The sequence below is a fragment of the Sphingobacteriales bacterium genome, from assembly GCA_016706405.1.
Lineage (GTDB): Bacteria > Bacteroidota > Bacteroidia > Chitinophagales > UBA2359 > BJ6.
Genome location: JADJJT010000002.1, coordinates 310868 through 322987, shown reverse-complemented (window position 1 = coordinate 322987; position 12120 = coordinate 310868). Strand labels below are relative to the sequence as shown.

Here is a 12120-nt window from a genome sequence, read left to right as displayed (position 1 = left end):
TTACTGAAGCAAGACCTGCCATTTTTTTACTATATCCGGATAATAATTTGCATAAAATTCCGGATTAAAATTGGCTTCGTGCAATAAAGGTAAAATCTGAAGCAAGTTCCGTTTATCAGTTATCCACTGCTCACAAACATCATGATTAAGGCGCATCCCTATGCTAGAAATTCCAATAAGTATTTGCGTTTGGGGAATTATTGCCAGCCTCAAACAAATAGGTTTAGTAGCGTGCTGCCAAAACAACTGTTGCTCGGTTTGTGAATTAGGGTTTGCGCTTATTTTGCCATAAATTTGATATTCAAGGTCAAAAAACTTGGCCGAGTTAAACCACAGCCTTGGCTGATAAGGTAAATTGTAACCACATAAATTATAGGCAGCCGTAGCGCCTTGCCGTAGGCCGGTATACCAAACTTGCTCTATAGCATTACGGTTGGGCAAAGGCTCAATAAATTGGGCGCAGTCGCCGGCGGCAAATATATTGGGTATATTAGTGTTTAAATAGTGATTTACCAAAACACCTTTATCGGTAGCTATATTACTATCTTGCAAAAAGCCAATATTGGGTTGTACGCCCGCCGTTAAACCAACAAAATCACAAAAAATTGTTTCGTTATTGGTGGTGGTAACCGAGCCTACGCGGCCTGTGGTGGCATTGGGGTTAATCGCGGCTAACTGTGTATTAAGTTTTAACCTAATGCCCCGTTGTTGTATTTGCTGGGCTACTATTTCGGATTCTTGGGGCGGTAAAATATTGCCCCAATAATTGGCTTCGCGCACCAATAAACTAAGTTGAATACCACGGCTATGCAGCATTTCGGCTAACTCAATGCCTATTAGGCCGCCCCCTACAATTACGGCATGTTGGGGGGTTGGATTGGTATTTTTTTCTAACAGTTCAAGGTCTTGGTAGCTGTAAAGACCTTGAACGCCCGGCAAGTTATGCCCTGACCAATTCCCAAAATTGGGCTTCGAGCCGGTGGCAATTAGCAATTTATGGTAGTTTAGTTGCCTATTATCGCTTAAATACAGGGTGTTGGCGTTGGTATTTATGTATTTTACATAGCCATTTAGCAGGTCAATGCGATTTTTTTGCCAAAAATTATCTTCATAGGGTTTGGTTTGGGCGTAAGTTAAATGCCCCATGTAAATGTACATTAGGGCTGTTCGGGCAAAAAAATGATTAGTTTCGGCAGATATGACGGTAATTTGGCAGTTGCCGTTAAGTTTTCGTACGTACCGGGCAGCAGTAATACCGGCAATGCCGTTACCAATAATGGCAATATGTTGCATGTTTTTTAACTACTTGACATCTTAATAAAAAACTTATACTATTAATTTGCCGTTTAGTCAATTTCCTGTAGTGAGTTAAATATATTTAGGACTAAGCGTTAGTCGTTATGGCTGGCTTGACGGTCAAAATCGCGGCGTTGGTCTTTTTCTTTAATACTGTCGCGTTTATCGTAGGCTTTTTTACCTTTGGCTAAGGCAATTTCTAATTTTATATAGCCGCGCTCGGTTTCAAGTACTTCAATCGGCACAATGGTCAAACCGCGCTCTTTAATTTTTTGCTCTAAACGTTTTAATTCGCGTTTGTTAAGCAATAATTTCCGGGCATTTTTTGGTTCGTGGTTATAAACGCCTCCCCGCTCGTATTCAGATATGTGTAAATTTTTAACCCAAAGTTCACTATCTTTAAAAAAGCAATAAGCATCGCTCATATTCAGTTTGCCAGATTTAACCGATTTTACTTCGGTGCCCGATAGTATAATTCCGGCCTTGTATTTTTCGATAAAAAAGTACTCGAAATGGGCGCGCTTATTAGAGGCACGTATTTTATAGGTTTCGGCAATAGCAGTTTGCTTGGGCTTGGTGGTTTTATTTCCGGAAATTGCTGTTGACCCCGATATTGATTTTTTGTTGTTAGTTGGTTTTTTTGTTTCCATCTTATTTTGTGAGTTGCTTGTTTATTAAATCAGCCCGAAACGAAAAATTGATTAATAAACAGTAAAAACAATGTTAATATTATTCAATTCCAAGTAGTTCGAGTAAATTTGTTACCTCATCAAACGTCCGGATGCCTGTAATTAGTTCATTTTCGCCCCAAATAACTAAACCTTCGATGTTAAAAATAGCCGTAATTTGGGCTATATCTGCTGAGTTAGCTTTCGGCAAATCTAACAAAACCGGATATTGATTAAAAATAGGTTGCCATTTTTGTGCATTTGCAATTAAATCTTTACAAGTAGTTTCAATATTTGCGGGGTCAAATTGGGCCAAAATATAGGTAGTAATTTGTTGGTGGGCGTATTGGCTTTGGTTGTAAGCCTGCTCAAAAATTGTTTGCGCCTGCCAAGGGCTACAAAGCGGAGGCAATTGCACGCAGCGTATAAAATTAGTAATTTGGTGCGCATCTATAAGTTCAAAATTGGGCGTATATTGGGCAGCTATGCCGGTTAATTGCAAAGCATAGGCAGTGTCGTTTAAATTTGTTTCGGGCTGGGGGTCAAAAAAACCTGTTAATTGTGGCCCGGTTACCCAATTTGTTATTTCACGGGCTTGTTGCAACGTAAGGGCAGTAAGGTCCAAGCAAAGCCATTCGGCAAAAGTAGCAAAAAAGCGCGCATCGCTAAGGTGCGAAATGCCTGCTGCAAATATACGCGGCGGGGTTTTAATTTGTGGTTGTTGTTCGTTGTTTGGCAAAAGCAAGCAAGTTAATGTGTTATAATTATAATATAATAATGATAAAAGTGCTGCGGCTACTGCTTGTTGAGCTTCCAGTTATATTCGTAGAAACTTAATTTATAATCGGCAGGTATGGGGTTGTTGCGGTATTGATTGATATATTGTAAGGCATTGGTGCCAAAATCGCTAGCGTACCACTCAAAAATTTTTGATATGGCAACGGTTTTAGCTTTTGTGTTTACCTGAATAAAACTATTGTCGTTTATGGCGCGGCGGGTTTGTTGGGTAAGTTGCGCCTCGAGTTTGTTGGGTTTGTAGGCAAAATTTACTAATTGCGGGCAGCCAATTGCGGCGCAAACCAAAACAAAATGAAAACGAGCATCGCGTTGGAGGCCAAAAAGCATATTTTTTTCTAAATTATCTAAACTTGTTGTTTTTTGGGCAACCTTAAAATTGGCCGCACTAAAAAAATCTTTTACGTCTAAAGGCGAGGCAGGAATATTGTGGTCAAGTACATTTTTAATAACTAAAATATTATAGGCATTAATGTAAAAGGCCTGTTTTGTTTTGCTGTCGGCTTTGCTAAGGTCGGCGTTTGCAATTATACCCAATAAACGGTTAAGGTCTGTTTGATCCTTTTTTAAGGCACTATATGCCACCCGACCATTACCTACGTATTTGCCAAAAAGGGCATCGGCTTCGTCAAAAAACATAGATAAAGCATTTGGCGGGGAAACAGGTTGTTGTGGCGGTATGTTTGTTGGGGTTGAAGGTTTATTGGGCGATGTTGAAGGTGGTAAATTATTTTGGGGGCGTACGGCTATTAACTCGGGTTGAATATTAGGGGCACCCGGAGCCGGGGGCATGGGTTTTGCCGCGTTGGCCTTGAAACTGCTGTTGTTATTGTTTTGCGCTGTGTTTTTTCCGGATTGATTAGCTGCGCCAGCCTTTTCGGCAACTATTTTTTTAAGCAAATCTTCTGAGTTAAAAATAGTATCGGGAGTTGGCAATTGCCCTGTCACTGGGGGTGTTCCGTATGCCTGTGCTGTGTCGGGGTGAGTTTGCTGTGGCGGTAAGTTATTGTTGTTTGGCTGGTTGGCAACCAATGTATTATTATCATTATTGTTGTTATTAGCCTGTTGGCATCCAATACAGCTAAAACAACAAGTTGCGGCAATAATAAAAACTAAAATAAAAATTATACTTTGTTTTGCCATGGTTTGCAGCGAAATAAATCGTTTTTAAAAATAGATACAATAACAAGCGGCAAAATTATAGTAAATTATATTACCACTTACGACTTTCGAGCACCATTTTAGTTAGGTATAAAAAACATCCGGATAAAGAAATGAAGTACAAAATGTCGCGCGTGTCGGCAACGCCTCTGCTAATAGCATTATAATGCGCATTAATGCCTAATTGTTGAATAAAATAATCGGCTTTGCCGTAAAATAAATTTAACGCACTAAAATAGTCAAATCCTTGATAAAAAATAAAACACAAAAAAACAGCCAATAAAAAAGCTACTATTTGGTTGGCCGTTAAAGCCGATGCAAATATGCCCATAGCACAAAAAGCAGCAGCCAAAAATACTAAACCTAAATACGAGCCAATAGCAGCACCAGTATCTATATTACCCACCGGCGACCCTAATTGATAAGCCGTGTAAAAGTATATGAATGTAGGCAAAATGGCAAAAATAGCTAAAAACAAGGCGGCAAAATATTTACCCAACACAATTTGCCAATCGGTAACGGGTTTGGTGGCTAAAATTTCGAAAGTACCCAAATTTACTTCTTCGGCCAATGAGCGCATTGAAATTGCCGGAATTAACAACATAAATACCCACGGGGCCAATAAAAACAGTTGTTCTAAACTGGCATAGCCATAATCGAGCAGGTTTGTTTCAGGGAAAACCCATAGAAATAACCCCGTAATAACTAAAAATATAACCAACGCTATGTAGCCAATTAGCGAGCTAAAAAAAAGGTTAATCTCCTTTCTGAAAATGGTAAGCATTTTATTTTATATTTTTTTAGAATTTTTCCGCCTCATTTCATTTTTAGCTACGCTTAAGTCCGTTCCTTTGATTTTAAAATCCGGACAAGACTTTATAAAAAACTACAAAGATTAAATTTTTTAATTCCGGATAGTTTTTTTGTTCGCTTGGGTTTCGTATGATTTCTTTGTGTTTTATTTATATAATTAGCATAGCATCACCGTAACTATAAAACCGGTATTTATGTTCAATGGCCTCTTTGTAGGCTTTCATCATTAAATCGTAGCCTGCATAGGTAACAACTAAAATTAGCAAACTTGTTTTAGGCAAGTGAAAATTAGTAAGCAAGCAGTCGGCAATATGAAAATCGTAAGGCGGGTGAATAAAAAGGTTGGTCCATCCTTCGGCTGGTTTTAAAAGGTTTTGCGCCGAAACGCTCGACTCGCTGGTACGCATTGAAGTAGTGCCGATAGCACAAACTTTGTGGCCTGTTTCTTTTGATTTGTTTACAATGGCGGCAGCTTTTTCCGGAATTTTAAAGTACTCGGCTTCCATTTTATGTTTAGAGAGGTCTTCAACCTCAATGCGTCTAAATGTACCTAAGCCTACGTGTAGGGTTACTTCGGCAAAATTAATGCCTTTAATTTCCAAACGTTTCATAAGTTCTTTGCTAAAGTGCAAGCCGGCGGTAGGGGCGGCTACGGCACCAACTTCTTTGGCAAAAACGGTTTGGTAGCGTTCGTAGTCTAAATCTTCTACCGGGCGTTTTATATATCGAGGCAGGGGGGCCTGCCCTAAGCGGGCAAGCTCGGCTTTAAAAGCCTCATCATCGCCCGGAAAAATGAACCGTATGGTGCGCCCTCTCGAGGTAGTATTGTCTATTACTTCGGCAACAAGGTCGGTTTGAATTTTGTCGGTATTAAAATAAAGTTTATTACCTACCCTAATTTTACGGGCAGGCTCAACTAACACATCCCAAAGGCGTTCTTTGGCATTTAATTCGCGCAGCATAAAAACCTCAATTTCGGCGTTTGTTTTTTCTTTCCGGCCATATAACCTTGCAGCAAATACCTTCGTGTTATTTATAATCATCGAGTCGCCATCTTCAAAATAGTTTAAAATATCCGTAAATTTTTTATGTTCAATTAAGCCCGTTTTCCTATGAACAACCATTAACCTCGAGTCGTGGCGGTTTTCGGTGGGGTATTGGGCTATAAGTTCGTCAGGTAAATTAAAATCAAATTCTGATAATTTCATATAATTAAAATATATTTATGGCTTTGTTTGTGCGGCGCAAAGATAGCACTTTATATACAAGTATTGTAATAAAATACTAAAAAGGAACGAAATTAATAGGCTTGTGGTTTTACCAAATAAAACATTCTCTTTCTTAGATGGTTAAGGCTAAAAATATAAATTTTTGCTTCATTTTTAGCTTATCTGTTAGCATCTGACTATGTATTAAAACCACTTTTTTGTTTGATGAAAACAAAATATTTATTCTAAACAAAATTAAACATAAAGTAGTTTTAAAAAGCTGAAAATATTTAACGAAATTTGCCCTAATTATTTATTATGCTGCAAAAAATAGCTGTTTTTTTCCAAATAATTGGCGAGGGGTTTGCACAAGCCTTGCAAGCTCTTTGGGGTAATCCTTTAAGAGCCTTTTTATCGGCTTTGGGCATTGCAATTGGCATTTTTTGTGTTATATCGGTATTAATGCTTATTGATAGCCTTGAGCAAAGCATCCGGAAATCGTTCTCGCGCTTAGGCTCTGATTTAATTTTTATTCACCAATTCCCTTGGGACGGTGGGCATGGCCGTTGGTGGGAGTACATGAAACGCCCCCAGCCATCGTACCGCGACTATTTAGCTCTGCGCGAACGCGCTAACCTTACCGAAGATGTGGCCATTAGGGTAGTTATTCAAGGGCAAGCACTTAAATACCGCGATAATATAATTGAAAATGCCCCCTTAGGCGCCGCTACTCAAGAGTTTGCCGACATTATGCGCTTCGAGTTTGAAAGTGGCCGGTGGTTTAGCAGCAACGAGTCGGCAGTAGGTAATGACGTTATTGTGTTAGGGCACCGCTTAGCCGAAGAGCTTTTTCCTAATATTACCGACCCGCTTGGACTGCAAGTGCGTTTTATGGGGCAGCAACTTACTTTAGTGGGTATTTTAAAAAAAGAAGGCAAAAGCCTTACCGGAGATGGAGTTGATGGCATTGCTTTTGTACCCTATAATTTTGCCCGCCGCTATTTAGACGTTGATAGCGAACAACTAATGCCATTAATTGTTGCCCGGCCAAAGGCTGGCATTCCGCTAAGCGAGGTCGAAGACCAGCTAAGCCATGTTTTGCGCACCAGCCGAAGACTAAAACCTACTGCCGAAGATAATTTTGCCCTTAATCGCTCTAGTTTGTTCGACCAATTTATAGCTTCTATTTTTGGTGTTATAAATGCCGCCGGATGGTTAATTGGTGCCTTTTCAATACTTGTAGGTGGGTTTGGCATAGCCAATATTATGTTTGTATCTGTACGCGAGCGCACCGGCCAAATTGGCATTAAAAAATCGTTAGGTGCACGCAATTATTTTATTTTACTCGAATTTTTAATCGAAGCGGTGTTTTTATCTATCATTGGTGGCATAGCTGGCTTGTTTTTTGTACAAGGCTTGGCATGGCTTGGCAATACAATGATAGATAGTTTTACCTTGATTTTAAGTTCCAAAAATGTGATTACCGCCCTAATACTGTCCACGGCAATTGGGGTTGTATCCGGAATTGTGCCGGCTATACAAGCCGCCCGCATGAACCCCGTTGACGCAATTAGGCAAAATTAACAAATTACAAGCGCGATTTTGTGTAATTTTGCCACCCAATTCAAAACATGAATGAATACACAAATTATTCAACCCCAACATTTACACCGCCTCGATAACTTAGAGTTGCTGGCAGAGCAAGTAGTAGAAGGGTTTATAATTGGGCTGCATAAAAGCCCATTCCACGGTTTTTCGGTAGAGTTTGCCGAACACCGCCTCTATAACCCCGGAGACGCGATTAAAAATATTGACTGGAAAGTATATGCCCGCACCGATAAAATTTTTTCAAAACGCTACGAAGAAGAAACAAACCTGCGCTGCCGTATTGTAATTGATGTGTCAAGTTCTATGTATTTTCCGGAGGAAGCAGGGCAAAAAAATCAGCCCGGAATTAACAAATTGCAGTTTTCCATAGTAGCGGCATCAGCGCTAATGTATATGCTTAAAAAGCAACGCGATGCCGTTGGGCTAACCATCTTCTCTGACGAGGTAAAATTTCATACCCGCGCCCGCTCCACAACTGCCCACCATAAACTGCTCGAAACTACTTTAATTCAACACCTAAACCAAAATAACCGCAACCGCGCTACCGCCGCCGCCCGCTGCCTGCACCAAATTGCCGACAATATTCATAAACGCTCTATGGTGGTTATTTTTAGCGATATGTTTGAAACAGCACAAAACCCCGATGAAATTTTTTCGGCACTACAACACTTGCGCTATAATAAACACGAGGTAGTACTTTTTCATGTAACCGACAACAAACGCGAAATTGATTTTGAGTTTGAAAATCGCCCTTACGTTTTTGTTGATATGGAAAGCGGCGAAGAGGTAAAACTACAACCCAACCAGGTAAAAGACTATTACCAGCAACAGATGTACCAGTTTTTACAAACACTAAAACTGCGATGCAGCCAATTCCGGATAGATTTAGTGCCAACCGATATTAACCTCGATTTTTCGCAAGTATTATTGCCCTATTTGGTTAAACGCAGCAAAATGCAAGTCTAACTGCTTGTAAAATTAAACATTACATAATAAATTTATAAATTAATTCTTATACCCTCCTTAAACCCCTAACCTTATTGATGTTGCCTTTTGACTCTATAATTAACAACGATTCGGTGGCATTTTTAGAACGCTACCTAAACAACACCTCCCCAACAGGCTACGAGTGGCGCGGCCAACAACTTTGGCTTGACTATATTAAACCTTATATTGATACCTATCAGGTTGATAATTATGGCACAGCCTATTGCATTATTAATCCGGATGCACCCTACCGCGTAGTTATAGAGGCCCATGCCGACGAAATATCGTGGTATGTAAATTACATAACCGAAGACGGCTATATTTATATTATCCGGAATGGCGGAAGCGACCACATGATTGCACCGTCTAAAAGAGTACAAATACATACCCGCGATGGCCGCATTGTTCCGGGTGTATTTGGTTGGCCGGCCATACATTTGCGCCAAGATGAATCTTCATTTAGAACCGATTTACATAATCTTTTTATTGATGTAGGCTGTAAAAAACGCGAAGAAGTTGAGGCGTTAGGTATTCATGTTGGCTGTGTGGTTACCTACCCCGACCCCTTTATGGAGCTAAACAACCGCTATTTTGTGGGTCGCGCCTTAGATAATCGCTTAGGTGGCTTTGTAATTGCACAGGTCGCTCGGCTGTTAAAAGAAAACAATATTAAACTGCCTTATGGTTTATATATTGTTAATTCGGTTCAAGAGGAGGTTGGCCTTAGGGGCGCGCAAATGATTGTTGAAACCATACGCCCGCATGTGGCCATTGTTACCGATGTAACCCACGATACCACAACCCCTATGCTTAGTCGAACCCGCCATGGCGACTATGCCTGCGGTAAAGGCCCTGTGCTTTCGTATGCGCCGGCTATACAAAACAAACTCCTCGATTTAATGGTAAATACCGCCCAAACTAACGATATACCTTTTCAGCGCGAAGCAAACTACCGCTCAACCGGCACCGATGCCGATGCTTTTGCCTTTGCCACAGGTGGTGTAGTAACAGGGCTTTTGTCCTTGCCGCTTAAATATATGCACACCACCGTTGAAATGGCCGATAAAGAAGACGTAGCCAATACAATACGTTTGTATTACCATACCTTGCAAAATATAGAAAGTGGCCACGATTTTAAATATATTAAATAATTAAAGTACGCAAACAGATTAACTGTTATACTAAGCAAATCATAAGATTAAAACCCTTTGATTCTACATTTTTTAAATTTGTAACACAGAAACCACAAAATCGCCATTTGTTAAGTTTAATTTGTTGTAAACAAAAGGTTGCGTGCGGTTTGGGTGGCTAAAAAGGTATGCACCTGCAAAAATTGCAATAGCGTGGCCTGCGGCTGTGTCCCATTCCATTGTGGGGCTTAGGCGCGGGTAAACATGTGCCTGCCCTTGTGCGAGGCGGCAAAATTTTAACGAGCTGCCAACATTTAATATTTCGTAGGTTTGGTTGGCTTCAAAACTTTGTTTGAGGCTGGCAATATAAGCCTCCGTTTCGGGGTTTAAATGCGAGCGACTGGCTATAATTATTATAGGTTGCCCCTTTTCAGGTGGTTTTGCCTCAATACGTGTAAGGTTAAGATTTTCTTCTATACTATGACTTGTGCCAGTTGGTATTTGTTGCCTAAAACTACCTAATATGGCAGTACCACAAAACAATTCACGCAAAACCGGGGCATATACTACGCCCAATATTGGCAGTTGATTGTAAATTAAGGCAATATTTACAGTAAACTGGCCATTGCGGGTAATATACTCTTTGGTGCCATCTAAAGGATCGACAAGCCAAAAAAGTTGCCAATTCTTCCGGATAGGCCATTCGGGCAATGGACTTTCTTCGGCAACAACCGGAATATCCGGAAATAAGATTTGTAACTCTTTTACTATGTATTCGTTGGCAGCTTTGTCGGCAGCGGTTACCGGCGACTGGTCGAGTTTTATTTCTATGGCTCTATTTGTTTGGGCGTAATGACTTAAAATAATATCTCCAGCCGCTAAAGCAATTCGATTTATTTTATTTAACGTAGTTTGGTCTTGATATGTATGCATAAATTATTGGGTTGGAAATTGCTACTTAAACTTAGGCTTTAATTAACTAACAAACGGAATTAGCAAATCTACAATTTGGGTTAAATAAAAAGCATCTTCTTCTGTAAAATCGCTGTATTCGGTGCTATCTATATCGAGTACAAATTTCGTTTCCCCTTCTATTACTAACGGCACTACAATTTCGGAGCGCGAAAGTGCATCGCAGGCTATATGCCCCGGAAAAACCTCGACATTTGGCACAATTAATGTTTTTTGTTCTAAGGCTGCCGCGCCGCAAACCCCTTTGCCCATGGCAATACGTGTACACGCTACCGTTCCCTGAAAAGGCCCCAACACCAAACTGCTATCTCTCGTATTATTAGTATTACTATCAGCACTTGACTCAAGGCAATAAAACCCTACCCAAAAAAACGAAAACTGCATTTTTAGCGCAGCACAAATATTGGCCATATTGGCTATTAAATTGGCTTTGGGGTCAATTAAGTGCGTTAGCTGGGGCAGTAGTTGTTGGTATTGGTAGGCGCGGGTGGACTGTTGGGGGGCAATTTGTATATGATGCATAAATACTTTCTATTTTACTTAGTTTGAATTGGAGTAGCAAAAAGAGTTTGCCGGAAAACAAAAAAATATCCGGATAGAAAAAACAACAAAAGCGGCATATAGTTTTTAAAACAAACAGGTCATTTCTCTTTATTTATTTAGCTTTTGCCGCAACAGCTCGCCGCAAAGAACTGCTGCCGCACAGGCCACATTTAACGACTCAACGTTTGCCTGCATGGGTATTGAACGCCATTCGTCAATATATTGGGTTGTTTTGGTGCCAATTCCATGCGTTTCTCCGCCTAATACCCATACCGCCGGGGTATTTGTTGTGGTGCTGGTGTTTGGCTGGTAAATACTTTGTTTGGCTTGGCCGCTTAAACCATAAATACGGCATTTAGCCTGCCGTAGCAGGTGCAGTCCATCGGCAATATGCTCGCAGCGCAACAAGCGAGCTTTAAAAATAACTCCCGCCGATGCTTTTATTACTAAGGGGCCAATAGCAGGGCAGCCCACACGCGGGTAAACAATGCCATCAATGCCCATGCCGGCTGCGGTTCGTATAATAAGTCCCACGTTAGCGGGGGTAGTAATGCCATCAAGGGCTAATAAATTAACTTGTTTTTGAGGAGCGTTTTGCTGTAAGTATTGTAAGTCGTTGGCAATAAAATAATTTACTGTTTGTATATTTGGAGCTAATATATCGGCTACCACACCTTGATCTTCATCGGGTTTTTTGCTGATGCGTGCTACTTGCACAGCCGGCATCCGGATACACTGAACCCCCCGCAAACCACATGCTTGTTCAATAGCCAATACCACAGCGCCTACGGCATTGGTAGCCATCAACACTTTATCTATTTGCAAATTAGGGTTGTTTAATGCCTCTAAAACCGGTTTTCGGCCATAAATGGTAATAAAACGGTCGCGTGGGTGTTTTTCTTCCATATCTTTGGGGTGTAAAACTACTTTTAAGTAAGC

12 protein-coding genes are annotated in these 12120 nt (G+C 40.5%); 3 read left to right on the top strand and 9 right to left on the bottom strand.

Annotation, left to right across the window (positions count from 1 at the left end; all coding sequences use genetic code 11):
* From IPI59_07630 to queA, 6 genes are all read right to left on the bottom strand, one after another.
* Positions 1 to 1293, bottom strand: coding sequence for an NAD(P)/FAD-dependent oxidoreductase (locus IPI59_07630; protein ID MBK7527404.1), 1293 nt, complete (start codon positions 1291 to 1293; stop codon positions 1 to 3).
* 98 nt (positions 1294 to 1391) lie between these two features.
* Positions 1392 to 1946, bottom strand: coding sequence for an SsrA-binding protein SmpB (gene smpB, locus IPI59_07625; GenBank protein MBK7527403.1), 555 nt, complete (start codon positions 1944 to 1946; stop codon positions 1392 to 1394).
* Positions 1947 to 2025: 79 nt separating this feature from the next.
* Complete coding sequence (locus IPI59_07620) at positions 2026 to 2709, bottom strand: hypothetical protein (GenBank protein ID MBK7527402.1); 684 nt, start codon at positions 2707 to 2709, stop codon at positions 2026 to 2028.
* A gap of 50 nt (positions 2710 to 2759) precedes the next feature.
* Positions 2760 to 3398 carry a DUF547 domain-containing protein gene (locus tag IPI59_07615; protein MBK7527401.1) on the bottom strand — a complete coding sequence of 213 codons (639 nt, stop codon included), beginning with the start codon at positions 3396 to 3398 and terminating at the stop codon, positions 2760 to 2762.
* Positions 3399 to 3972: 574 nt separating this feature from the next.
* Positions 3973 to 4704 carry a gliding motility-associated ABC transporter permease subunit GldF gene (gene gldF, locus IPI59_07610; GenBank protein ID MBK7527400.1) on the bottom strand — a complete coding sequence of 244 codons (732 nt, stop codon included), beginning with the start codon at positions 4702 to 4704 and terminating at the stop codon, positions 3973 to 3975.
* Between the two features lie 178 nt (positions 4705 to 4882).
* Complete coding sequence (queA, locus tag IPI59_07605; GenBank protein MBK7527399.1) at positions 4883 to 5941, bottom strand: tRNA preQ1(34) S-adenosylmethionine ribosyltransferase-isomerase QueA; 1059 nt, start codon at positions 5939 to 5941, stop codon at positions 4883 to 4885.
* A gap of 318 nt (positions 5942 to 6259) precedes the next feature.
* On the opposite strand from queA, the gene IPI59_07600 reads away from it, so the two are divergent.
* From IPI59_07600 to IPI59_07590, 3 genes are all read left to right on the top strand, one after another.
* Positions 6260 to 7525, top strand: a complete 1266-nt coding sequence (locus IPI59_07600) for an ABC transporter permease (protein ID MBK7527398.1) — start codon at positions 6260 to 6262, stop codon at positions 7523 to 7525.
* A gap of 51 nt (positions 7526 to 7576) precedes the next feature.
* Positions 7577 to 8515, top strand: coding sequence for a DUF58 domain-containing protein (locus IPI59_07595; GenBank protein ID MBK7527397.1), 939 nt, complete (start codon positions 7577 to 7579; stop codon positions 8513 to 8515).
* A 77-nt stretch (positions 8516 to 8592) separates the two neighbouring features.
* A complete protein-coding gene (locus IPI59_07590) occupies positions 8593 to 9687 on the top strand; it encodes a M20/M25/M40 family metallo-hydrolase (GenBank protein ID MBK7527396.1) in 1095 nt (364 codons plus the stop codon).
* Positions 9688 to 9759: 72 nt separating this feature from the next.
* Here the strand turns inward: IPI59_07590 and cysQ are convergent, their stop codons facing one another.
* The 3 genes from cysQ to IPI59_07575 all read right to left on the bottom strand — a co-directional run bounded on the left by cysQ (position 9760) and on the right by IPI59_07575 (position 12087).
* Positions 9760 to 10599 carry a 3'(2'),5'-bisphosphate nucleotidase CysQ gene (gene cysQ, locus IPI59_07585; protein MBK7527395.1) on the bottom strand — a complete coding sequence of 280 codons (840 nt, stop codon included), beginning with the start codon at positions 10597 to 10599 and terminating at the stop codon, positions 9760 to 9762.
* 42 nt (positions 10600 to 10641) lie between these two features.
* Positions 10642 to 11160 (bottom strand): GAF domain-containing protein, encoded by a 519-nt coding sequence (locus IPI59_07580; protein ID MBK7527394.1) that lies wholly within the window; start codon positions 11158 to 11160, stop codon positions 10642 to 10644.
* A gap of 129 nt (positions 11161 to 11289) precedes the next feature.
* Positions 11290 to 12087: an RNA methyltransferase gene (locus IPI59_07575; protein ID MBK7527393.1), complete on the bottom strand. Its 798-nt coding sequence runs from the start codon at positions 12085 to 12087 to the stop codon at positions 11290 to 11292.
* Positions 12088 to 12120 lie beyond the last annotated feature (33 nt).

Coding starts and splice junctions, on each gene's coding strand:
- IPI59_07580 (MBK7527394.1), bottom strand. CDS start 11,160: ATGCATCATATACAAATTGCCCCCCAACAGTCCACCCGCGCCTACCAA.
- IPI59_07630 (MBK7527404.1), bottom strand. CDS start 1,293: ATGCAACATATTGCCATTATTGGTAACGGCATTGCCGGTATTACTGCT.
- IPI59_07595 (MBK7527397.1), top strand. CDS start 7,577: ATGAATACACAAATTATTCAACCCCAACATTTACACCGCCTCGATAAC.
- IPI59_07575 (MBK7527393.1), bottom strand. CDS start 12,087: ATGGAAGAAAAACACCCACGCGACCGTTTTATTACCATTTATGGCCGA.
- queA (MBK7527399.1), bottom strand. CDS start 5,941: ATGAAATTATCAGAATTTGATTTTAATTTACCTGACGAACTTATAGCC.
- cysQ (MBK7527395.1), bottom strand. CDS start 10,599: ATGCATACATATCAAGACCAAACTACGTTAAATAAAATAAATCGAATT.
- IPI59_07600 (MBK7527398.1), top strand. CDS start 6,260: ATGCTGCAAAAAATAGCTGTTTTTTTCCAAATAATTGGCGAGGGGTTT.
- smpB (MBK7527403.1), bottom strand. CDS start 1,946: ATGGAAACAAAAAAACCAACTAACAACAAAAAATCAATATCGGGGTCA.
- gldF (MBK7527400.1), bottom strand. CDS start 4,704: ATGCTTACCATTTTCAGAAAGGAGATTAACCTTTTTTTTAGCTCGCTA.
- IPI59_07590 (MBK7527396.1), top strand. CDS start 8,593: ATGTTGCCTTTTGACTCTATAATTAACAACGATTCGGTGGCATTTTTA.
- IPI59_07615 (MBK7527401.1), bottom strand. CDS start 3,398: ATGTTTTTTGACGAAGCCGATGCCCTTTTTGGCAAATACGTAGGTAAT.